Annotated in this window: 23 protein-coding genes and 1 pseudogene; 19 read left to right on the forward strand and 5 right to left on the reverse strand. The window is 37.3% G+C overall.

Translation table 11 applies throughout. From position 1 onward, the window contains the following. Nucleotides 1–327: 327 nt before the first annotated feature. Genes ACFOZ1_RS04070 through ACFOZ1_RS04080 form a run of 3 tightly spaced genes read right to left on the reverse strand, consistent with a single transcriptional unit; the run spans nucleotide 328 to nucleotide 2,917 of the window. Nucleotides 328–1,125: a Cof-type HAD-IIB family hydrolase gene (locus ACFOZ1_RS04070; RefSeq protein ID WP_390196211.1), complete on the reverse strand. Its 798-nt coding sequence runs from the start codon at nucleotides 1,123–1,125 to the stop codon at nucleotides 328–330. Nucleotides 1,126–1,136: 11 nt separating this feature from the next. Next, nucleotides 1,137–2,084 (reverse strand): lipoyl synthase, encoded by a 948-nt coding sequence (gene lipA / locus ACFOZ1_RS04075; RefSeq protein WP_390196218.1) that lies wholly within the window; start codon nucleotides 2,082–2,084, stop codon nucleotides 1,137–1,139. 14 nt (nucleotides 2,085–2,098) lie between these two features. Beyond that, entirely contained in the window at nucleotides 2,099–2,917 is an 819-nt protein-coding gene (locus ACFOZ1_RS04080) for a lipoate--protein ligase family protein (RefSeq protein WP_390196221.1), read from the reverse strand. Between the two features lie 213 nt (nucleotides 2,918–3,130). Between ACFOZ1_RS04080 and ACFOZ1_RS04085 the strand changes: the two genes are divergently transcribed. From ACFOZ1_RS04085 to ACFOZ1_RS04175, 19 genes and pseudogenes are all read left to right on the forward strand, one after another. Beyond that, nucleotides 3,131–3,883, forward strand: coding sequence for a sulfite exporter TauE/SafE family protein (locus ACFOZ1_RS04085; protein ID WP_390196224.1), 753 nt, complete (start codon nucleotides 3,131–3,133; stop codon nucleotides 3,881–3,883). Nucleotides 3,884–4,066: 183 nt separating this feature from the next. Further along, nucleotides 4,067–5,353: pseudogene (locus ACFOZ1_RS04090) on the forward strand (O-acetylhomoserine aminocarboxypropyltransferase/cysteine synthase family protein); the annotation flags it as partial. Between the two features lie 155 nt (nucleotides 5,354–5,508). Further along, nucleotides 5,509–6,636, forward strand: coding sequence for a sugar ABC transporter substrate-binding protein (locus ACFOZ1_RS04095; protein ID WP_390196226.1), 1,128 nt, complete (start codon nucleotides 5,509–5,511; stop codon nucleotides 6,634–6,636). Between the two features lie 104 nt (nucleotides 6,637–6,740). Further along, nucleotides 6,741–8,243 carry a sugar ABC transporter ATP-binding protein gene (locus ACFOZ1_RS04100; RefSeq protein ID WP_390196229.1) on the forward strand — a complete coding sequence of 501 codons (1,503 nt, stop codon included), beginning with the start codon at nucleotides 6,741–6,743 and terminating at the stop codon, nucleotides 8,241–8,243. 2 nt (nucleotides 8,244–8,245) lie between these two features. After that, the gene (locus ACFOZ1_RS04105) at nucleotides 8,246–9,244 is read left to right on the forward strand and encodes an ABC transporter permease (RefSeq protein WP_390196232.1); all 999 of its coding nucleotides are present in this window, start codon (nucleotides 8,246–8,248) and stop codon (nucleotides 9,242–9,244) included. Nucleotides 9,245–9,256: 12 nt separating this feature from the next. Continuing rightward, complete coding sequence (mtnK, locus tag ACFOZ1_RS04110) at nucleotides 9,257–10,474, forward strand: S-methyl-5-thioribose kinase (protein WP_390196235.1); 1,218 nt, start codon at nucleotides 9,257–9,259, stop codon at nucleotides 10,472–10,474. 12 nt (nucleotides 10,475–10,486) lie between these two features. Beyond that, the gene (gene mtnA, locus ACFOZ1_RS04115; protein WP_390196238.1) at nucleotides 10,487–11,548 is read left to right on the forward strand and encodes an S-methyl-5-thioribose-1-phosphate isomerase; all 1,062 of its coding nucleotides are present in this window, start codon (nucleotides 10,487–10,489) and stop codon (nucleotides 11,546–11,548) included. 35 nt (nucleotides 11,549–11,583) lie between these two features. Then, a complete protein-coding gene (locus tag ACFOZ1_RS04120) occupies nucleotides 11,584–12,369 on the forward strand; it encodes a class II aldolase/adducin family protein (RefSeq protein ID WP_390196240.1) in 786 nt (261 codons plus the stop codon). After that, on the forward strand, nucleotides 12,370–13,869 hold the full coding sequence (locus tag ACFOZ1_RS04125; protein WP_390196242.1) for an aldehyde dehydrogenase family protein: 1,500 nt from the start codon (nucleotides 12,370–12,372) through the stop codon (nucleotides 13,867–13,869). Nucleotides 13,870–13,921: 52 nt separating this feature from the next. Next, nucleotides 13,922–14,242: a BMC domain-containing protein gene (locus tag ACFOZ1_RS04130; RefSeq protein ID WP_390196245.1), complete on the forward strand. Its 321-nt coding sequence runs from the start codon at nucleotides 13,922–13,924 to the stop codon at nucleotides 14,240–14,242. Between the two features lie 11 nt (nucleotides 14,243–14,253). Further along, nucleotides 14,254–14,541, forward strand: a complete 288-nt coding sequence (locus tag ACFOZ1_RS04135; RefSeq protein ID WP_390196248.1) for a BMC domain-containing protein — start codon at nucleotides 14,254–14,256, stop codon at nucleotides 14,539–14,541. Further along, the gene (locus ACFOZ1_RS04140) at nucleotides 14,538–14,882 is read left to right on the forward strand and encodes a BMC domain-containing protein (protein ID WP_390196251.1); all 345 of its coding nucleotides are present in this window, start codon (nucleotides 14,538–14,540) and stop codon (nucleotides 14,880–14,882) included. The genes ACFOZ1_RS04135 and ACFOZ1_RS04140 overlap by 4 nt, the downstream gene beginning before the upstream one ends. Next, nucleotides 14,875–15,150, forward strand: a complete 276-nt coding sequence (locus tag ACFOZ1_RS04145) for a BMC domain-containing protein (protein WP_390196253.1) — start codon at nucleotides 14,875–14,877, stop codon at nucleotides 15,148–15,150. Before ACFOZ1_RS04140 ends, ACFOZ1_RS04145 begins: the two co-directional genes overlap by 8 nt. Before the next feature lie 25 nt (nucleotides 15,151–15,175). After that, on the forward strand, nucleotides 15,176–15,451 hold the full coding sequence (locus ACFOZ1_RS04150; RefSeq protein WP_390196256.1) for a BMC domain-containing protein: 276 nt from the start codon (nucleotides 15,176–15,178) through the stop codon (nucleotides 15,449–15,451). Nucleotides 15,452–15,464: 13 nt separating this feature from the next. Continuing rightward, complete coding sequence (gene pduL, locus ACFOZ1_RS04155) at nucleotides 15,465–16,130, forward strand: phosphate propanoyltransferase (protein ID WP_390196259.1); 666 nt, start codon at nucleotides 15,465–15,467, stop codon at nucleotides 16,128–16,130. Between the two features lie 30 nt (nucleotides 16,131–16,160). After that, a complete protein-coding gene (locus ACFOZ1_RS04160; RefSeq protein ID WP_390196261.1) occupies nucleotides 16,161–16,421 on the forward strand; it encodes a EutN/CcmL family microcompartment protein in 261 nt (86 codons plus the stop codon). A gap of 26 nt (nucleotides 16,422–16,447) precedes the next feature. Then, the gene (locus tag ACFOZ1_RS04165; protein WP_390196264.1) at nucleotides 16,448–17,779 is read left to right on the forward strand and encodes a CoA-disulfide reductase; all 1,332 of its coding nucleotides are present in this window, start codon (nucleotides 16,448–16,450) and stop codon (nucleotides 17,777–17,779) included. A gap of 32 nt (nucleotides 17,780–17,811) precedes the next feature. Beyond that, nucleotides 17,812–18,648 (forward strand): CoA transferase subunit A, encoded by an 837-nt coding sequence (locus tag ACFOZ1_RS04170; protein ID WP_390196266.1) that lies wholly within the window; start codon nucleotides 17,812–17,814, stop codon nucleotides 18,646–18,648. Continuing rightward, a complete protein-coding gene (locus ACFOZ1_RS04175; RefSeq protein WP_390196269.1) occupies nucleotides 18,627–19,352 on the forward strand; it encodes a CoA-transferase subunit beta in 726 nt (241 codons plus the stop codon). Before ACFOZ1_RS04170 ends, ACFOZ1_RS04175 begins: the two co-directional genes overlap by 22 nt. 262 nt (nucleotides 19,353–19,614) lie before the next feature. Here the strand turns inward: ACFOZ1_RS04175 and ACFOZ1_RS04180 are convergent, their stop codons facing one another. Next, nucleotides 19,615–20,790 (reverse strand): aminotransferase class V-fold PLP-dependent enzyme, encoded by a 1,176-nt coding sequence (locus tag ACFOZ1_RS04180; protein WP_390196272.1) that lies wholly within the window; start codon nucleotides 20,788–20,790, stop codon nucleotides 19,615–19,617. Continuing rightward, on the reverse strand, nucleotides 20,783–21,889 hold the full coding sequence (locus ACFOZ1_RS04185) for a methionine biosynthesis PLP-dependent protein (protein ID WP_390196275.1): 1,107 nt from the start codon (nucleotides 21,887–21,889) through the stop codon (nucleotides 20,783–20,785). Before ACFOZ1_RS04185 ends, ACFOZ1_RS04180 begins: the two co-directional genes overlap by 8 nt. Nucleotides 21,890–22,009 lie beyond the last annotated feature (120 nt).

The raw sequence follows: 22,009 nt of genomic DNA on the forward strand, positions 1-22,009 counted from the left end.
TAAATGACTAATTTTTTCAAAATGGGCGTGTAATGGATTTGTCTATTCCCATATGTAAAAAGATTGTTAGACAATATAACAAAGAAAATGGCAATGGAGAAAGAAGTTGTTATAGTGTAGATAACAACTAGTGAGTGCATGTAAGAATGATTAGTCCGCGTGTAAAAATATATGTAGCTACTAGTTGCTCTCCATTCATTTAAGGTGTGATACAAAAAAGTAATTGGCATCTCAGTGAAAAGCACGAAAGAAAGAAGCCGCTAAATTCTAAAAAAGGATTTAGTGGCTTCTTTTTGATAAACATAGAGATGAGCTAACTAGGATGTTTCAATCTTCTTTTACAATACCTAATTGCTTTAATCCATTATAAATACCAGCATTATCTACGCTAGTTGTTTTGTATTTAGCGTAAGGAAAGAGTTCTGGATTTGCGTTACCCATTGCAAACCCGTGTCCAACATAGGAAAGCATTTGCTTATCATTCATTCCATCACCAAATGCAATCGCATCTTCTTTAGCTATATTTAATCTTTCTAATACTTGTTTAATGGCACTACCTTTATTTACATTCTCGCGGATGACATCATAACTATGTCTGAGTCCATCCACATTTACTTGAGAAAAATAAATGTCCTCCTCTTCTAAGTCATATAGAACAGGTTCATTTGGTTTCACATTCATGATGGTAATCCCTAAAATATCTTGCTTATATTTTTCTTCATAAATTTGAGCTTGATGGATATCAAAGTAATCTAGGAAATGTTCAATAATGTCTCCTTCTGTTGACGTTAGCAAATTTAGCTTATTGGTATACAAAATCATATCATGATGATGTGTACGTGCAACATCTAAATAATGTTCAATGATAGAAGAGGACATTGGTTCATTCACAATAATGTCATCTTGATAGATAGCATAAGCCCCATTGTAGCCAATATAGGAATGGACATCTAATTCTTTTCCAATCTCCTTTATTTCATGAATAGGTCTACCTGTTGCCAAAAATACTTCAATATTATTTGCTTTCGCTGCTTTAATTGCAATTTTCGTAGAATCTTCAATCGTATGATCTGCTCGGAGAATCGTGCCATCAATATCTAAAAACAACACTTTGTAATTTGCCATTTGTTTACTCCTTAAAAAGTTAATTTAGTTAATTGTTCTCCACTTGTTTCTTCAAAACCTTTTACGTATTTTAAACGGCGTTGAGCTGCTGAATTGTTCACTTGTTCATCTGCATGATAGGATGAGCGCACGAGTGGACCCGCTTCACAATGTGTAAATCCTTTAGACAATGCAATCTCTTTTAATTCATTGAATTCATCTGGGTGATAATAACGTTCTACTTGCAAATGTTTTTTCGTTGGTTGTAAATATTGTCCAATTGTCACAATATCGACATTGTTTGCACGTAAATCGTCTAATGTCTCAATAAGTTCCTCTTTTGTTTCACCTAAACCAACCATAATACTAGATTTTGTTGGTGTTGTTGGTGCAATTTCTTTGACACGTCTAAGTAATTCTAAAGAACGATCATACATGGCGATGGCACGTACTCTTTTTGTAAGTCTACGCACTGTCTCGACATTATGATTAAAAATATCTGGCTTACTATCCATTAATGTATGTAAACTTTCATAATCCCCTTTCATATCAGAAGGGAGGATTTCAATCGTGCATCCAGGAACACGTTCTCTAACTTTTCTTACAGTTTCTGCAAATACGAGTGCACCGCCGTCTTTCAAATCATCACGCGCTACTGCAGTGATGACAACATGTTTTAAATTCATGATTTCGACAGATTCTGCTACGCGTTCTGGTTCGCCCCAATCTAATTCGTTCGGCAATCCTGTCTTTACAGCGCAAAAGCGACATCCTCTCGTACATGTATCCCCTAATATCATAAATGTCGCTGTTTGACGTTCACTCCAACATTCATGAATATTCGGACATTTTGCCTCTTCACAAACTGTATTCAAACGTTTGTCACGCATTAAGTGTTTAAGTTTATTATAAGATTTGTTTGTATTTAATTTAATTTTGAGCCATTCCGGTTTACGTAAGTGTTCTTCTCTGTTTGCCATTTTGTCATCTTCTCCTATCTAGATAAATTCCAGTCATCATTCATGTACTTTGTCTTCATGACGTGTTCGATTTCTACTTGTTGCTCTCTAGAAAAAGTAAAAGGAACTAATTCTATATCTAATCCTTGTTCAAATCCTTTTTTGAAAGCAGTTGTAACATTATCCATGGTGATTTTTCTAGTTGTGACATCTTGAATGGACACAGCCTTTTCGCTAAATGCCCGAAGTGCTCTTTCTTTCACTTTTTCATTAGGGTATATAAAAAAATTATAAAGCTTTTCATCGTCGATTGCTATAGGAATGGAGCCATGTTGTAGAATCACTCCTTTTTGCCTTGTTTGGGCACTTCCACAAGCTTTCTTACCATCAATCACTAACTCATACCAAGAAGGTTCTTCAAAGCAGACAGCAGATTGGGTAACATCCAATTTCCCTTCAGGTAATGCAAATGTGGCATCAATGCCAAGCTCACGGAATCCTTCAAGCAATCCATTAGAAATCACCTTATACGCATCTTTAACAGATAACGGCATTTTCGGGTGACTTTCTGATACAATCACACTATATGTAAGTTCATTGTCATGTAGTACAGCTCTACCACCAGTTAGCCTTCGTACAATCGGGATATTTGATTCATTTAATTTGTTTGTATCCAACTTTCCTTTTGTCTTTTGGAAATAGCCAACTGACATCCCTGCGGGCTCCCACTCATAAAATCGTAATACGGGTGGTATTTCGTTTTTGCTATGCCAATTTAATAAACATTCGTCCACTGCCATATTGTATGCTGGCGAGCATTTGCCAGAGTGGACATAATACCAAGATTCACTCATATTAATGTGACGTATTTACACGAAATAACGTCATTCCCTCCAATACAAAGTAGTCTCTATATCTATTAATTCTACCATTTTCCACCATTATAATCGTACAACTTCTTCCCGTTTCTGTCAAAAAGATGAAGGGAATATTGACGTATATGCTATATTGAATGTGAAGCGTAATCGCTTAATATATCGGATCTATTTTTAAATTAGAAAGAAGTGGTGATTATTTTTGATTTATCAATCGTAGAGTGGATTGTTATTGCACTTTCGGCAGTATTAATTGGTTTTGCTAAAGCTGGCGTTGCAAGTATGGGAATTCTCGTTGTCACTATATTTATGCTTGTGTTTCCAGCAAAAGATGCAGTAGGGATACTTTTGCCATTATTAATTATTGGTGACTTATATGCGGTTACTTATTACCGGAAAAATGTTGTCTGGAAATATCTATTTGCACTTATTCCATCTGTACTAATAGGGATTTTACTAGGGTATGTGATGTTGAGATTCATTACAAATGAACAATTAAAACCGATGATTGGATTACTTGTCTTAAGTTTGATTGTTTTACATTTGATCAGAGACAAATTAGGTGAGCGATTCAATCAAGCATTGCCACAATCCAAATTGTTTACATTACTCATGGGAATACTAGCAGGATTCACTACAATGATAGGGAATGCAGCAGGTGGTGTCATGGCAATTTACTTGTTAGTAAAAGGATTACCTAAACGAGAATTTGTCGGAACAGGTGCATGGTTTTTTCTTTTTGTGAATGTCATGAAAGTACCTTTTTACATCTCACTTGGCATGATTACAGTAGAATCCTTTTCGTTCAATTTGTGGTTTATTCCACTTATTCTTCTTGGTGCATTTCTCGGGGTGAAAGTGATTCATGTAATCCCACAAAAAGTGTTTCAATTTTTAGTTTTACTTTTCGCTGCAATTGGTGCAGTACAACTTCTTTTTAGCTAAGCAATATAAAACCGTTTTTTCTAAATTCCTCAATTAGGAAAAGACGGTTTTTTTTGTATACACATATAGAATGAATAGCAAATAATGTATTTTAAAATAATACACAGAATTTCGACAAAATTCTGAATATTTGTGTTATTATATTTTTAGCTATTTAGTTGAGTCGTTTTGGAGGGTACATTGATGAAAGATAAGCGTTTAGAAACTCTATTACTGCACGGTGGGCAAGTGCCTGATCCAACAACAGGGTCAAGAGCCGTACCAATCTATCAAACTACATCATATGTGTTTGAAAATACCGAACATGCAGAGAAGTTATTTGCATTACAAGAAAATGGAAATATATATAGCAGGTTGATGAATCCTACACTAGATGTCTTCGAAAAAAGAATGGCATTGCTAGAAAGTGGAGTGGCAGCAGTTGCGACAGCATCAGGTATGGCAGCTATATCCATGGCAATTATGAATCTAGCTTCAGCTGGAGATGAGATTGTAGCTGCAACCAATATTTATGGTGGAACATACAATCTATTCTCGATTACATTGCCACGTTACGGTATTACAGTGAAATTTGTTGATCCGACAAACCCAATCAATTTCAAAAAAGCAATTACAAATAAAACAAAAGCGATATTTGCGGAAACAATCGGAAATCCAAGTTTACATGTACTTGATATTCCAGCAGTTTCAAAGATTAGCCATGACGCAAATATTCCTTTAATTATTGATAATACATTTGCCACTCCATATGTATGTCGTCCCATCGAGCAAGGTGCAGATATTGTCGTGCATTCAGCAACAAAGTGGATTGGTGGGCACGGTACGTCTATTGGTGGAATTGTTGTAGATGGTGGCAAATTTAATTGGAATCAATCGAAATTCCCAGGATTTATTGAGCCAGACAAGAGCTATAACGGTATTATTTATGCAAAAGATTTTGGCGAGATCGCATTTGCAACAAAGCTTAGAGTCCAATTATTACGAGATCTCGGTGCATGTTTAAGTCCATTTAATGCATTCCAGTTGCTACAAGGTTTAGAAACACTAAATCTTAGAGTGGAACGTCATAATAGCAATGCACTACAATTAGCCGAACGGTTAGAGAAGCATCCAGCGGTGAGTTGGGTCACATATCCTGGATTACCAAGCCACCCTTCTCATGCATATGCATCGAAGCATTTAGAAAATGGTTACGGGTCTGTGGTGGTTTTTGGTATTAAAGGTGGAAGAGAAGCGGGTAGTGCATTAATTAATCAAATGAAGCTATGGTCACACTTAGCAAATGTTGGGGATGCGAAAAGCTTAATTATTCATCCTGCAACAACTACCCATTTACAATTGTCGAGAGAAGAATTAAAAGCAACAGGTGTATCAGAAGATATGGTACGTCTATCTGTAGGGTTAGAAAATATTGATGATTTATATGAAGATTTAGATCAATCCTTACAGCTTGCGACAGGACAAGCATCTTCTGTTAGAGAGAATCAAGTACAAGAGACAGAAGATATTGTCCAACTATTAACACAAGAAGTCATCCGTCAACTAAGAGAAAAGCGGATTTGAATCTAGATACAACACGCAGTACATGTGTGTCTATCATATAACATTTTATAGGGGGCTTTACAATGAAACAAACAAAATTATTCTCATTGTTGCTTGCGGTCTTATTTGTTCTATTTTTAGCTGCATGTGGTTCAAGCAATGATGACACTACAGGCGAAGAAGCAGGTAAGGATTCTGATACGACGAATAAAGCAAATTTAGAAGGTGTACCTGAAGCATTTACAAAAGAAGAACCATTGAAGATTATGGTTGTTCGTAAAATCGGTGGAGATGATCACACTGCACAGTTTCTAGCTGGTGCACAACAAGAAGCACAAGCGTTAGGAATGGAAGTCGATACTTTCTCAGCGAATGGAGATACAGAAAAATTCCATAATACGATTCAACAAGCAATTGATCAAGATTATGACGGATTGATTATTTCACATGGTGATGATGCTGCAACAGTTGAACTAGTAACAGCTGCACGTGAAAAAGGAATGGAGGTAGTTACATTTGATTCTATTCCTGATTTATTAGAAGTAGATGGTGTTACATTAACATCACAAAATGATGAAGAATTAGCGAAATTAGCATTAGATAAATTAGTGGAAGAACAAGGTAAAGAAGCGAAAATTGCTTACTTATGGGTAGATGGTTTTCCACCAATGGTAAGAAGAAATAATATTTATACACAAGTATTAGAAGAAAACCCGAATATCGAAGAACTAGAACGATTCGGTGTTGCGAATGATAATACAACAGTAGATACGCAAAATGCTGTAGCAGCATGGTTGAATAAATATCCTGAAGGTGAAATTGATGCCATTTTTGCAACATGGGATGCATTTGCTACAGGTGCGACGCGTGCGTTAACAGAAGCTGGTAGAGATGAGATTGCGATTTATGGTATTGATGTATCGAATGCTGATTTACAATTAATGCAAGAAGAAGGTAGTCCGTGGAAATATACAGCGGCTGTAGATCCAAAATTAATTGGTTCTGTCAATGTTCGTTTACTTGCTAAGAAGTTGGCTGGTGAAGAAACACCACAAGAATATTCATTAGAAGCATCACTAATCTCTCAAGAAGATTTAAATGCATCTGGTGAAGAAGTAAATATGGAAACATTACAAGATGTGATTGACGGATGGGGAGAAACAGACGCATTTTTGGAAGATTGGATGATTACATTAAAAGAAGCGAAATAAACTAGTTTTGTTTATACATTACACATTCGTTCAATGTTTGGACGGATGTGTTCCTTTTCTTTTTTTATCCATACATAGACAAGTGTAAGAAAGAAGGTGATTTTATGACACAAGGATTAGTAATGAAAAATATTACAATCGATTTCCCAGGTGTGCGTGCATTAGATAATGCACAGTTTCATCTAGAATACGGACAAGTGCATGCATTAATTGGAGCAAATGGAGCAGGGAAATCGACATTAATGAAAGTATTATCAGGTGCCTACACACATTATACTGGTGATATTTTAATAGATAACAAGAATGTACAAATTCGCTCACCGAAAAATGCAAGTGACTTAGGTATTCAAATTGTGTATCAAGAAGTAGACACTGCATTAATTCCATATTTAACTGTCGGTGAGAATATTATGTTGCATGACATGGTAACAGGAATGGGCAAGAAGCAATTTATTCAGTATCGTCACATTCATCATGAAGCTACAAAAATTCTCGATGAGTTACAGATGAATATGTCATCTAAACAATTAGTTCAACAGCTTACACTAGCAGAGAAACAAATGGTATTAATCGCAAGAGCCATTTCAAGTCAATGTAAAATTCTAATACTAGATGAACCGACAGCACCTTTAAGTAGTAAGGAAACAAAGCAATTATTCGAGATTGTTAGAAAACTAAAGCAAGACGGTGTTGGAATTGTATTCATTTCTCATAGATTACAAGAGTTAATGGAAATATGTGATCAAATTACTATTATGAGAAATGGTAAATATATTAGCTGTGAAGCAATCGCAACAACGACAGTAAACCATATCGTTGAACAAATGTTAGGAAAGAGAATGGACGAACAATTTCCAGTCGTAGAAAAGGAAATTGGAGAGCCACTGTTTGAAGTGGAACAACTAGCAGATGGGGATAAAGTGCAAGATATAACTTTACATGTAAAAAAAGGCGAGATCATTGGATTAGCAGGGTTAGTTGGTGCTGGGAAAACAGAGATTTGTAAAGCGATATTTGGTGTGAGTGCAAAGACATCAGGAAAGCTCGTATTAAATAATCGAGAGTTGAAGATAAAAACCCCATATCATGCGGTAAAGAGTGGCATTGCATTTGTACCTGAAGAACGAAGAAAAGAAGGAATCTTTGTGGAAGAAGATGTGAAGACAAATGTTACAGCAGCAAATCTTCACGCATTTACAAAATCATTTTCTTTCTTACACTTTGCTAAAGAAAAACAAAAAGCGAAGGAAATGGTATCCCAATTAGACGTTAAAACACCTACAATAGATACCAAATTACAACATTTGTCTGGTGGAAATCAGCAAAAAATAGCAATAGGCAAATGGCTTGTGACAGATGCAGATGTGTACATATTCGATGAACCAACAAAAGGTGTCGATGTCGGTTCAAAAAAAGATATTTTCACATTAATTCTGGAATTAGCCAAAAGAGGGAAAGCAGTCATTTATGCATCAAGTGAATTACAAGAAATCTTGGGAATTACAGACAGATGTTATGTCATTTATGATGGCAAGGTAAAAAAAGAATTACAAACAAATGAAGCAACAGAAGAAATGTTGCTATATTACTCCACAGGGGGGAGTTAGACATGACAGAAAAACAGAATGAAGGAGCAATTAGATCAAAATCCTCCTTCGACTTTTTTCAATTTTTATATAAATATGGCACGATTTTAACGATTATTTTGTTAATTGTTATCTTCTCAATAGCTAATCCAAATTTCTTACAATTAAATAATATTATTAATATTCTAAGATCGATTTCCATTGTTACGATTATTGCAATCGGCCTAACTATTTCTTTATCTGTCAATGGCTTTGATTTATCGATTGGTTCTGTTGCTTCACTAGCAAATGCTGTTGTAATCTCTATGTTTGTTTGGTATCAGCAACCGACAATCATTGCAATCATTGTTGCACTGCTAGCAGCGTTACTTGTAGGGTTACTGAACGCATTTTTAATTATCAAAATGCGTATTCCCGATATGTTATTAACATTAGCGACAATGTTCATTATCCAAGGTGTTGCACTGACATATACAAGAAGTGCCAGCATCTCTGAGAACATGATTATGCCTGATGGAAGTTATGCAGAAGGAAAAATTGCTGATGCATTTGGCTTAATTGGGAAATATCCGCTCATTATCATCATCATGTTTGTCCTAGTCATATTGGTACACATTTTCCTTACGTACACAAAGCATGGGCGTTACATGTATGTCATTGGTGGAAATGAAGAAGCGGCACGATTATCAGGAATTGCAGTAAACAAATACAAAGTTCTTGCATACGTATTATCTGCACTATTGGCAGGCGTTGGCGGTATTGTCCTTGCATCGAGAGTAATGACAGCTGAGATTAATGCAGGTGGTAGCTATTTAATGGATGCAGTAGCAGCAGCATTTATCGGATTATCTGTCTTAGGTGCAGGGAAGCCAAATGCATTCGGTACATTTATTGGTGCCGTCTTAATCGGTATTTTAGCAAATGGTTTAGTCATGCTAAGTGTTCCGTATTACGCAATGGATATTGTAAAAGGAACCGTATTTGCTTTAGCATTAGCAATCACCTATTACAAATTAAAATAGGAGGCGTATGAAATGACAGATTTTAAAAAATCTTATTTTACAATGAATGAAGAACAAGCAAAAGAATATGCGCAAACACAGTTAAATTATTTTAAAGAAGACGCCGAATTATCATGTAAAGAAATTGGCGATGGTAATTTGAATTATGTTTTCCGGATAGTAGATGAGGAAAATAAAGATTCGATTATCTTGAAACAAGCAGGTCCTGTTGCACGTATTTCCGATGAATTTAAAGTGTCACCAGATCGAAATCGCATTGAAAGTGATATCCTAACAATTCAATACAACTATGTGCCAGAATACACACCAAAAACGTATCAATATGATCCGATTATGAATTGTTTTGCAATGGAAGATCTATCTGACTATACAATTATGCGCCAAGCATTAATGGAACATCAGACTTTCCCTGAATTTGCTGACCATATCACAACATTTATGGCTCGCACATTGTTACTTACATCGGATGTTGTCATGAATCATAAAGAAAAGAAAGCATTAGTAAAGAACTTCATTAATCCAGAACTTTGTGAAATTAGTGAAGATTTAGTGTATACAGAGCCATTTTATCAATGTGATAGAAATGAGGTCTTTCCTAAAACTTTACCATTTGTCGAAAAAGAAATTTGGCAAGACGAGAAGTTATTACTAGAAACAGCAAAATTAAAATTTGCATTCATGACAAATGCGCAATCATTAATTCACGGAGATTTACACACAGGCTCTATTTTTATAAAAAAGAATGACACGAAAGTAATTGATCCGGAATTCGCATTTTACGGACCTGCAGGGTATGATGTTGGTAACGTGATTGCTAATCTTATTTTTGCCTATGCCAACGGTAAAGCTATGATTGCGGACATCGCAACCCAAGACGCATTTTGTCAGTATATTTTAACAACAATCGAACAAGTTATTGATTTATTTAAAACAAAAGTAGAACAATTATGGAATGAAACAGAAAAGGATCGTGTTGCTACATACAAAGGATTTTTTACGTATTATATCAATGGAATACTGAAAGATACTTCTGCTGTAGCAGGACTTGAACTATCAAGGCGAATTATTGGACTAGCTAAAGTAGCAGATATTACGTCGATTGACGACGAAGAAAAACGTGCACAAGCAGAAATACAATGTCTAACAATTGCAAAACAATTTATTTTACAACGAGAGACATTCCAGACTGGAAAAGATTTCGTGGATCAAGTAACACGCGTATTTCGTTAGGAGGTCAGGAAGATGACAGAACATGTGACAGTAATCGAATCGGTCAGGTTAGATGATGAGAATAACCAAATTATCTTACTTGATCAGACTCAATTACCAAACAAGAAAGTATTTTTAAAGCTTGAGACAGTGGATGATATTTGGGATGCGATTTATCATCTAAAAGTACGTGGTGCTCCAGCAATCGGAATCGCAGCAGCATATGGTATGTATCTCGTAACAAAGCATGTTGAAGCAACTACCTATGAGGAATTTGATGCTGCATTTCAACAAGCTAAAGGAAAATTAGCGTCTTCCCGTCCAACTGCTGTGAATTTATTTTGGGCATTGGATAGAATGGAACGTCGACTCGAAAAAGAAAAATCGACATCTATTGCTGAAATCAAGCAAGCATTAAAAGAAGAAGCAGATTTAATTAAACAAGAAGATGAAGAAGTATGTGAAGCAATAGGCCAGTATGCGTTAGAGTTGTTGGAAGATGGAATGGGAATATTAACACATTGTAATGCAGGTACAATCGCAACAGCTAAGTATGGTACAGCATTAGCGCCAATCTATTTAGGAAAAGAAAAAGGGTACAACTTCAAAGTATATGCAGATGAGACAAGACCATTATTACAAGGGGCACGTTTAACTGCATGGGAACTAGACCAAGCAGGAGTAGATGTGACATTAATATGTGACAATATGGCATCGATTGTGATGCAACAAGGAAAGATTCAAGCAGTACTAGTTGGTTGTGATCGCGTCGCTGCAAATGGAGATACAGCGAATAAAATCGGTACATCAGGTGTGGCAATTTTGGCAAAACATTACGGAATTCCATTCTATGTATGTGCACCATTATCTACGATTGACCTGGATACGAAGACAGGTGAAGAGATTGAAATCGAATTACGTCCAGAAGAAGAAATCAAGGCGAAATGGTACAGTGAACCAATGGCGCCAGAGAATGTGAAGACATACAATCCCGCGTTTGATGTGACAGATCATTCCTTGATTACAGCAATTATTACAGAAAAGGGGATTGTCTATCCATCTTATCAAGACAATCTAAAAGCAATCTTTGAGTAATTTTTTTCAATCTCTTTAAGGGAGGTGACGACAACATGTATCAAAAGAAATATTATAGTGACTTTGAAGCGAAGAAATTAATATGCGATATAGGAAAAAGGGTATACAACAAGAATTTCGTTGCAGCAAATGATGGGAACATTTCCGTAAGAGTAGGACCTGATACGATTTGGACAACCCCAACAGGTGTGAGTAAAGGATTCATGACACCAGATATGATGGTGAAAATGAATTTAGATGGCAAAATTTTAGCTGGCAATCGTAAACCATCATCAGAAGTGAAGATGCATCTTCGCGTATATAAAGAAAGTGAAGAAACAAATGCTGTGGTGCATGCACACCCACCTGTAGCTACATCTTATGCGATTGCTGGAATCAGCCTTGAAAAACCTGTCTCACCTGAAGCAGTTGTTTTATTAGGTCGAGTGCCTGTTGCGCCATATGCGACACCAAGTACAGAAGAAGTACCTGATTCGATTACACCATTTATTAAAGACCATCATGCTGTATTATTAGCAAATCATGGTGCATTGACTTGGGGTAGAGATTTAATTGAAGCATATTATCGGATGGAATCATTAGAGCATTATGCCTTGATGCTTACATATTCCACAAATATTTTAAATAAAGCAAATGAACTTAACTGTAACCAAATCTCGGATTTAATTGAGTTACGGAATCGCATGGGAATTAAGACAGGTGGCGTTCCACCATGTGAAATCCAACCGAAGCAAGAAGCATCATCAAAACAAGCAGTGATTGAAGAAATTGTTGCAAAAGTCACAAAACGCGTGATGGAACAATTACAGAAAGGAGGATAAATGACGTTGCAATTAAATGAACAAGATATCCAAACAATTGTCAATGCAGTCTTGAAAAATGTAGAGAGTGCGATAAGCGAAAAAAACAAACCGATTAAAATGACGCAATTGTCTCAAGCAACAACTCAAAAACAAACTATTTCGAGTGTAGATGGAGTCTTTGATGATGTGGAAGAGGCGATTGAACAGGCTCATTTGGCACAAAAACAATGGATGAAATCTTACTCCATTGCAGATCGAGAACGTGTAATTTCAGCAATTAGAGAAGCAGTAAAAGCGAACGTCCATGATTTCGCACAAAAGGTATTAGCAGAGACGAAGATAGGTAATTATGAAGACAAAGTCGCTAAGTTAACCTTAACTGTTGAAAAAACGCCAGGAACAGAAATTTTACAAACAGAAACTTTTACTGGTGATCATGGTCTTACATATGTCGAACAAACGCCATATGGTGTCATTGGCGCAATTACTCCTGTAACCAATCCGATTGATACAATTGTAAATAATGGGATTGGAATGATTGCAGGTGGGAACACAGTCGTATTTAATGTCCATCCATCTAGTAAGCACGTTTCAGCAGAAATGGTTCAATTAATCAACCGTGCGACTACACAAGCAGGCGGGCCAGCAAATCTAATTACAATGGTCAAAGAACCAACAATTGAGACAGTCCAACAAATCGCAGCAAACAAACATATTCGATTGCTAGTTGGTACAGGTGGACCGCAAATGGTCAAAAGCTTACTGAAGACAGGGAAAAAGGCAATTGGCGCAGGTGCTGGGAATCCTCCAGTCATTGTGGATGAGACAGCTGACTTGAAGCAAGCGGCCAAAGACATTATAACAGGAGCCACGTTTGATAATAATCTGTTATGTATTGCAGAGAAAGAGATATTCGTCCTCGACAGTGTAGCAGATGATCTCATTTTTGAGTTATTAGCAGAAGGTGCATACATGTTAGATAATAAGCAAGTCGATCGTGTGATGCAATTTACGCTTAAAGAAAATAAAACGGGTATTCCTGGTGGGTGTTCCTACATGACGAGAGATTATCTTGTTGCAAAAGAATGGGTAGGGAAAGATGCGACAAAAATCTTGGCAGAAATAGGTGTGCAAAATATCCAAACAAAACTTTTGCTCTGTGAAGTAGAAGCAGAACATCCATATGTACAGTTAGAGCAACTTATGCCAATTTTACCAATTGTTAGAGTGAAATCTATGGAGGAAGCAATCGAAAAGGCTGTCGATGCAGAACATGGCAATCGTCACACTGCGATTATTCATTCTAATAATATTAAGAATGTCACAGCATTTGCTCGTGCGATTGATACAACTATTTTTGTCAATAATGGTTCTTCATTAGCAGGTGTCGGATATTTCGGTGAAGGATTTACGACAATGACGATTGCAGGTCCTACTGGAGAAGGTGTCACATCTGCACGCACATTCACAAGGCAAAGACGCACAGTTATCGCAAATGGTGGTTTGAATATTAAGTAAGTTTTTGGAACTTCAAAACGCTTGTCTTTATGAGAGAAAGTTAGGTGATGGGATGACAAATGCGTTAGGGTTACTCGAAGTATTAGGTTTTAGTGTGGCACTCTATGTGATGGATCAGGCGTGTAAGCAAGCGAATATTACGATTCAAGCAATGGATTGTAATAATCCGATAAATGGGGATGATGCAACCATTCCTGTTGTTGTACAAGTGAAGTTTACAGGAAGTGTGTCTGATGTCCAAGTTGCATTAGATGTCGCAAAAGAATCTGCAAGGATGTTCCTAGCAGAGGATGAGATTGTGACAAGATTAATTAGCAGTCAAGCAGATGGACTAGAGAAATTAATTCATACAGGTAAAGTACAAGCATGGTGAGGGGTAGAATGATGTATCAATCACTAGGGATAATAGAGGTAGAAGGATTTACTACTGCTGTTCATGTCATCGATCAAATGACAAAACATGCTTTTATTACGATAAAGCATGTCGAAAAAACAGGAGCTGGACTTGTGACAATTATGATTACAGGAGATTTGGCATCTGTTCAAGCAGCGATTGAAATGGGAAGCGATACGTCCTATACGCTTGGAGATGTGATTGCAGTGAAAGTAATCCCACGACCAGACCCAAAAATTTACGGAACATTGCTACCGAAAGATGGTGATTTGATATGAAGCATTATGAAGCAATTGGTATCATCGAGACACAATACTTTACAGTGGCATTAGAGATGCTCGATCAAGTTACTAAGACAGCAGCTGTAGAATTTTTATCAAGCAAAAATGATCTCGGTGGCAAGTTGGTTTCGATTATTGTTGGTGGTTCGATTTCCGATGTAAGTGTCGCCATCGAGCAAGCTCAATATGTAAATAGTTTAAAACAAAGTCATCCATTAAAAAACGCCGTGATGATTACAAATCCGAGTCCAGAAATATTAAAATTTGTCATACCAAAAGAGCAACAAATAAAAGAGGAGCAAGCAAAACTAATAGAGGAGGAAATAAATAATGAGTGATTCAATCGGTATTATCGAAACTAGAGGGTTAACAGCATCTATTGAGGCAGCAGATGCGATGTTAAAAGCAGCAAATGTAGAAATCGTAGGAAGCGAAAAAATTGGTTCTGGTCTAGTATCTGTTATCATAAAGGGAGACGTAGGAGCAGTCAAAGCGGCAACAGAAGTAGGAGCAGAATCTGCAGCTAGAGTAGGCGAAGTGATTGCAGTACATGTCATCCCACGTCCACATAGTGATGTAAATAAATTATTAAAAATAGCTGAATAAATATAAAATTTGAGGAGGAACACAAATGAGTGATTCATTAGGAATGATTGAAACAAGAGGATTAACAGCAGCAATAGAGGCAGCAGATGCGATGTTAAAAGCAGCAAATGTAGAAATCGTAGGAAGCGAAAAAATTGGATCAGGTTTAGTATCTGTTATAATTAAAGGGGACGTAGGAGCAGTCAAAGCAGCAACAGAAGTAGGTGCAGAGGCTGCAGCAAGAGTAGGCGAAGTAATCGCAGTACATGTCATCCCACGTCCAAATAATGAAATTTCAAAAATTTTACCTGATTTTATATAAAGGATGATGTGAAATGACAGTTGACCGAAATCATTCACTATATCGTGCAATTACAGAAGCTGTCATGGATGAAATAAAAGCACATGACATTGAACTGGTACATGAGTCAGAACATTATGTACCAGTTAGTGTTTCTGCAAGACATATTCATTTAGCCCAAGCACATGTAGATATTCTTTTTGGTAAGGATTATACTTTCCAAAAATATAAAGACATGTCTCAACCAGGGCAATTTGCCTGTAAGGAACAAGTGACAATTGAAGGAACGAAGTCACAAATTGAACGTGTCCGCGTTGTTGCACCATTACGTAAAGAAACACAAGTCGAAGTATCACGTACAGATGCAATCAAATTAGGGGTCACGGCACCTGTAAGACATTCTGGTGACATCAAAGGTTCTGCAGCCATTACCATTATCGGACCAAAAGGAAAGGTATATTTGCAAGAAGGATGTATCATTGCAGACAGGCATATCCATATGTCTGAAGAAGATGCCAAGCGATTTGGTGTCCGAAATTTACAAAAAGTAAAAGTAGAAGTAGATGGGGATAAAGCTGGTATGATGTACAATGTGACAGTTCGTGTAAGTAATCGTTATGCATTAGATATGCATATTGATACAGATGATGCCAATGCTTTTGGAATAAAGGGTCAGGAATACTTAAAATTAATCAAGTAAACCTTATCCATTGAATGGAGGTTTATTTTTATGGTAATAGGTAAAGTTGTAAGTAGAGTCATATCAACAAGAAAATATGACACACTACAAGGATATAAATTATTAGTAATTGAGCCATTGAATGGTGATACTAAAGAAGTATTCGTTGCAGCAGATACAATTGGTGCAGGAGAAGGCGAAATTGTACTCGTAAGTTTTGGAAGTGCAGTGCAACATGCCTTACACCAACAAGCGCCAATTGATGCGATTGTAGTGGGTATTGTTGATCAAGAACCAACAATGCCAAAATAATACTTACCGAATAGGAGACATTTGTGATGAAATTAATCGTAATCGGTGGTGTAGCAGCAGGTATGTCCGCTGCATCCAAATTAAAACGAGTAAAACCCGATACAAATGTTGTCGTATATGAGAAGGGTGACTATGTATCTTATGGTGCATGTGGTCTCCCTTATTATGTATCTGGAGAAAATGATGATTATAAGAAATTGATTGCACGTACTGTTGATCAATTCGAAGAGATGGGCATCGATGTCAAAACAAAGCATGAAGTCGTCAAAGTAGCGCAAGACAGAAAGCAAGTGATGATTCGAAATTTGGATACAGGACAACTTTTTGTAGATGATTATGACAAATTAATGATTGCAACAGGAACAGAAGCAATCGTTCCACCATTTGATGGGGTAGAATTGGATGGTATTCATTTATTAAAAACATTAGAGGATGGCTTATTTTTAAAAGAAAAAGTAGACGCCTCCGCAATCAAAAATGTGGTCATTGTTGGTGGTGGCTATATTGGTATTGAAGTAGCAGAAGCAATGCACACACTAGGAAAAAATGTCCGTATTGTCGAACAAGCAGACACGATTCTGACACCATTTGATACAGAATTAACGAGTATGGCCATCGATCATTTAAAAGAAAATGGCGTGCAACTACATTTAAATGAGAGTGTAAAAGGTTTCAATGGGACGAATCATGTAGAAGAAGTGGTAACAGATAAAGGGACATATGAAGCAGACCTTGTTATTATGGCGCTTGGTGTGAAGCCAGCAACGAAATTTCTAGAGGGTACTGGCATCCAACTTGCAGATAATGGGGCAATCGTCATTGATCGTGAAATGCGGACAACGGTTACAGATATATATGCTGCTGGTGATTGTGCCCAAGTATATCATTTTGTTAAAGAAGAAAATGATTATATTCCACTTGGAACGAATGCAAATAAATGTGGACGTATTGCTGGAGAGAATATCGCAGGTGCACACAAGAAATACATTGGGACACTTGGTAGTGCTGCTGTAAAAATCATTGATTTAGAACTTGCAAGAACAGGATTATCTGAACGAGATGCAAAAGATTTAGCCATCGATTATACGACAGAAACCGTCAAGGCAGCCAACCATCCAGGGTATTATCCAGGTCAAAAGCCATTATGGATCAAATTAATTTGTGAAAAAGGTACGAAACGCATTCTTGGTGCACAAGCAATTGGTGAGTCAGGTGCCGTACTACGAATTGATATGTTCGCAATTGCAATCCAGAATAAAATGTCTGCAGCGGAATTAGGAATGACGGATTTATGTTATGCACCGCCATTTGCAGGTGTTTGGGATGCTGTTCATATTGCAAGTAATGCGATAAAGTAAGATTTTATAAGAGAGACTAGGGGGGAGAAACCTTGTCGAAAGTAATCCAATTAGAAAAAGCTGTAGATACGATAGTAGATGGAAGTACGATTGCGTTAGGTGGCAATGTGCTTCACCGCGCGCCAATGGCATTTGTTAGAGAAATGATTAGACAGGATAAGCGCAACCTCCGTATCGTCAAAACAGCAGGTGCACATGATATTGATCTATTATGTGCGATGCAAGCAGTAAAAGAAGTAGATGCAGGGTTTGTTAGCTATGAAACGGTTTATGGCTTACCACCGCATTACAGAAAAGCAGTGCAATCAGGACAAGTGAAGGCAAATGAACATGCATGTTACACCGTAATCAGTGCATTACGCGCAGCAAAAACGAATGTACCTTTTATGCCTGTGAGTGGATTGAAGTATGGTGATTTAATTGAAAAGAATGAGTATTTTGTCGTAGTAGAAGATCCATTTACTTCTGAACCAGTCACATTAGTTCGTGCGATTGTCCCAGACGTGGCAATTATTCACACACAATATTGTGACGAGTTCGGAAATGCAATCATCGACGGACCGAAGTACGAGGATGTTCTCATGTCACGCGCCGCTCAACGTGTGATCATCACAACAGAGCAAATCGCTTCCCCTTTTCAAATAAAACAATGGAAAGATAAAATTGCGATACCGCATTTCCTAGTCGATGCTGTCGTTCATGTGCCAAAAGGTGCTGCACCGACGTCTTGTTATAATAAATATGATGTAGATGATGTTTCTTTAAGAGAGTTTTTGGGGCTTAAGGATATATCCGCAATTAAGGGGTATGTCGATAAGTACACGAATCAGGACAGGGGGACACATGCATGGCAGCGAACGATTCAATAAGTGATTTAATGACATGTACGATTGCGAACATGTTACTAGATGGTGAAACTGTTTTTCATGGAGTGTCCTCCCAAATGCCTATGGTTGCCATGCATCTTGCTCGACAATTGCATGCTCCGAACTTGGTTCATTTAAATATCCCTGGTGGGGTTAATCCATCTTCCGTTAAAAAGTCGTCCTATTCCTCTGCAGGTGCAGATTTAGTCGAATTAGGGGAAGCTTATTTCCCGTTAGAGGAGATCTTTGATTTGTCGATGCGTGGAAAGCTGGATGTTGCATTTCTAGGTGGAGTGCAATTTGATATCAATGGGAATGTGAACGCATCTGTCATTGGGGATTACGAAAAGCCAAAAGTACGCCTTCCTGGTGGTGCAGGTAGTGCTGTATTAATTCCAACAGCGAAAAAGGCAATTATATGGCGAACCAAACATGATACAAGGACATTTGTTGAGCAAGTGGACTTTGTTACAACAAGGGGGAACCTTTGGAAGATTATCACGCCATTGTGTGTATTTGAATATAGGGATGGTAAGCTGCACTTGGATTCAATTCACCCACATACAACCATTGAAGAAGTGCAAGAAAACACGGGTTTTCCGTTATTGTATGATGAAATTCGATATACTAAAGCTCCAACAACACAAGAATTAGCAATATTACGAAAAATTGATCCACATAATTATCGTGCGGCAGAGTTTGGGTGATTATCTCTCATGAGCGTTGGAGAAATGGAGTTAATGATGAGATAAATTAATTATCCCCCTTAACAGTGTGCTATATATGTAGATAATAAGAGATATCGCCCGTGTTATTCTCAATTTAGGGCGATAAATAAATGTGGTGGGTAGATATTTCACTATATCTACCCTTAGCGAGAATATATCGCCCGAAGTTAGTGAGATATCTAATAAAATCAACCCATTCCAATATATATATATGACTTGGAATGGGTTGACTTTTTGTTGTTTAAGCATTTTTAACTAGAGCCGCTTGCTTTAGTGCTTGCTGCAAATCTTCAATTAAATCATCAACATTTTCAATCCCAACAGATAAGCGGAAAAGTCGATCATCAATACCGCGAGCCTGGCGCTCATGTGGTGGCATCGCAGCATGTGACATTGTAGCAGGATGGGACAAGATTGATTCAACTGCACCTAGGCTAACCGCAAACACAGGGAGTTCGAGTTGCTCAACAAATCGGTTGCTGTCTATCTTTTCATCTAATAAAAAGGATAATACAGCACCACCACTTGTTGCTTGGCTAAAATGAATGTCATGTCCTTTGTGTGATGCTAATCCTGGATAATACACTTTTTCAATGGCGTCATGGTTTGCAAGAATTTCTGCAATTTGTGTTGCGGATTTTGTCGATTTTTCTAATCGTGTCTCCAGTGTTTTCATTCCTTGTAATAATGTAAAACTATCATGAGCCCCAAGAATTGCTCCAAATGTATTCTGTGCAAATTGAAGTTTTTTCGCCAATTCCTCATCATTCGTCACTGCTAAGCCTGCGATAATATCACTATGTCCTGATAAGAACTTCGTCGCACTATGCAGTACAATATCGACACCTAAGTCTAGCGGGTTCTGGTAGAGTGGTGTCATAAATGTATTATCAAGAAATGTTAATGCATTGTTTGCCTTTGCTAATGCGACAACTGCTCGGATATCCGTTACTTGTAACAAAGGGTTTGCTGGTGTTTCGATATAGATGACTTTCGTATTAGGTTGGATAGCTTTTTCGATTTCTTCTATATTTGTCATATCTACAAAGGTATGATCAACAGAAAATTGTGTTAAAAGCTGACTCACAAAGCGAAATGTTCCGCCATAGACGTCTTTTGTAATCACAACATGGTCACCTGATTCTAGTAATAGAAAAGCACTAGATATTGCAGCCATGCCAGATGCAAAGGCAAATCCTTTGTAGCCATTTTCTAATACCGCAATCGTTTCTTCCACTAGCTCGCGAGTCGGATTACCTGAGCGGCTATAATCAAATGGACCGAACTGATTTAATTGGTCTTGGTGAAAGGTAGAAGATTGGTAAATAGGTGGATTTACAGCACCTGTTTTTCTCTCTTGAAATCCTCTTTGTACTCCTGCATGGATGACTTTTGTATCAAATTGATGTTTAGACATGTGCCAATTCCTCCTTGCTTTTCAGTAATGCTTGATCTAAGTCTCGCTTCAAATCTTCCACATGCTCAATCCCTACAGAGAAGCGTAATAATCGTTCACAGACACCACGTCGCTCACGTTCTTCAAATGGAATGTCTGCATGTGTTTGTGTAGTCGGGTATGTGATGAAACTTTCCACACCACCTAAGCTTTCTGCAAATAGAATAGTAGACAGATTTTCTAAAAATGGTTTAACCATTCGCTTATCTTCTATACGGAAGCTTAGCATTGCGCCTTTCCCTGGATACAACACATCTGTAACGAGTTCATGGGAACGTAAATACTTTGCTAGCTCTCTAGCATTTTCTTGTTGTCTCTCTACTCGTAGACTCAATGTCTTCATTCCTCGCGCTAACAACATCGAATCAAATGGAGAAAGAACTGCGCCAATAGCATTATGTAAGTACGTTATTTTTTCTGCTAATTGCTCACCCTTTACAACAACTAATCCTGCCAATACATCATTGTGACCGCCCAGGTATTTTGTTCCTGAGTGCACAACAATATCTGCGCCATTAGATATAGGTTTTTGTATATATGGTGTGTAGAAGGTATTATCCACAATGAATAATAGGTCATGTTTTTTGGCAATTGTTGCGATTTCATCTAAATCTAACTCGATTAGTAATGGATTAGTTGGAGACTCGATAAAAATTGCCCTTGTTTCTTCCGTGATTGATGTTTCGATTTCATCTGGTGTGACGTAGATTGGTTTAATTCCATATAATTGTTCAAATTGTTGAAATAAACGATAACTACCACCATACACATCTTCTGTCACGAGAATATGGTCGCCATGTTTGAATAAAGAAAGTACCAATTGAATTGCTGCCATACCTGATGAACATGCAAATCCTCTCGTGCCATTTTCTAACTCACAAATTGCTGACTCTACGACATCACGTGTTGGATTTTTTGTTCTTGTGTAATCAAAACCAGTCGATTGACCAATTGTTTGATGTTGATATGCAGTAGATAAATAGATTGGAGCTTCCACGGCACCTGTTCTAGGATCTGTACGATTGCCTATTTGGGCAAGAATTGTTTCTAAATGTTTCACAAAGACCACTCACTTTCTAATGTCATTTCATATTCTATTTCTATACACTTGTAAAAAAGTTAAAAAAAATACAAAAAAGAGGCGCACTTCTAGATAAGAAGAATGCCTCTTGTTACGTAA

Source organism: Gracilibacillus marinus (genome assembly GCF_042651725.1).
In the GTDB taxonomy this organism is placed as follows: Bacteria; Bacillota; Bacilli; order Bacillales; family Amphibacillaceae; genus Gracilibacillus; species Gracilibacillus marinus.

Excerpts from the sequence above, each read along its gene's own strand:
- ACFOZ1_RS04100 (WP_390196229.1), top strand. The coding sequence starts at position 6,741 with ATGACACAAGGATTAGTAATGAAAAATATTACAATCGATTTCCCAGGT.
- ACFOZ1_RS04160 (WP_390196261.1), top strand. The coding sequence starts at position 16,161 with ATGGTAATAGGTAAAGTTGTAAGTAGAGTCATATCAACAAGAAAATAT.
- ACFOZ1_RS04165 (WP_390196264.1), top strand. The coding sequence starts at position 16,448 with ATGAAATTAATCGTAATCGGTGGTGTAGCAGCAGGTATGTCCGCTGCA.
- ACFOZ1_RS04175 (WP_390196269.1), top strand. The coding sequence starts at position 18,627 with ATGGCAGCGAACGATTCAATAAGTGATTTAATGACATGTACGATTGCG.
- ACFOZ1_RS04120 (WP_390196240.1), top strand. The coding sequence starts at position 11,584 with ATGTATCAAAAGAAATATTATAGTGACTTTGAAGCGAAGAAATTAATA.
- ACFOZ1_RS04105 (WP_390196232.1), top strand. The coding sequence starts at position 8,246 with ATGACAGAAAAACAGAATGAAGGAGCAATTAGATCAAAATCCTCCTTC.
- ACFOZ1_RS04070 (WP_390196211.1), bottom strand. The coding sequence starts at position 1,125 with ATGGCAAATTACAAAGTGTTGTTTTTAGATATTGATGGCACGATTCTC.
- ACFOZ1_RS04080 (WP_390196221.1), bottom strand. The coding sequence starts at position 2,917 with ATGAGTGAATCTTGGTATTATGTCCACTCTGGCAAATGCTCGCCAGCA.
- ACFOZ1_RS04130 (WP_390196245.1), top strand. The coding sequence starts at position 13,922 with ATGACAAATGCGTTAGGGTTACTCGAAGTATTAGGTTTTAGTGTGGCA.
- ACFOZ1_RS04135 (WP_390196248.1), top strand. The coding sequence starts at position 14,254 with ATGTATCAATCACTAGGGATAATAGAGGTAGAAGGATTTACTACTGCT.
- mtnA (WP_390196238.1), top strand. The coding sequence starts at position 10,487 with ATGACAGAACATGTGACAGTAATCGAATCGGTCAGGTTAGATGATGAG.
- ACFOZ1_RS04180 (WP_390196272.1), bottom strand. The coding sequence starts at position 20,790 with ATGTCTAAACATCAATTTGATACAAAAGTCATCCATGCAGGAGTACAA.
- ACFOZ1_RS04145 (WP_390196253.1), top strand. The coding sequence starts at position 14,875 with ATGAGTGATTCAATCGGTATTATCGAAACTAGAGGGTTAACAGCATCT.
- lipA (WP_390196218.1), bottom strand. The coding sequence starts at position 2,084 with ATGGCAAACAGAGAAGAACACTTACGTAAACCGGAATGGCTCAAAATT.
- ACFOZ1_RS04095 (WP_390196226.1), top strand. The coding sequence starts at position 5,509 with ATGAAACAAACAAAATTATTCTCATTGTTGCTTGCGGTCTTATTTGTT.
- pduL (WP_390196259.1), top strand. The coding sequence starts at position 15,465 with ATGACAGTTGACCGAAATCATTCACTATATCGTGCAATTACAGAAGCT.
- mtnK (WP_390196235.1), top strand. The coding sequence starts at position 9,257 with ATGACAGATTTTAAAAAATCTTATTTTACAATGAATGAAGAACAAGCA.
- ACFOZ1_RS04125 (WP_390196242.1), top strand. The coding sequence starts at position 12,370 with ATGACGTTGCAATTAAATGAACAAGATATCCAAACAATTGTCAATGCA.
- ACFOZ1_RS04140 (WP_390196251.1), top strand. The coding sequence starts at position 14,538 with ATGAAGCATTATGAAGCAATTGGTATCATCGAGACACAATACTTTACA.
- ACFOZ1_RS04150 (WP_390196256.1), top strand. The coding sequence starts at position 15,176 with ATGAGTGATTCATTAGGAATGATTGAAACAAGAGGATTAACAGCAGCA.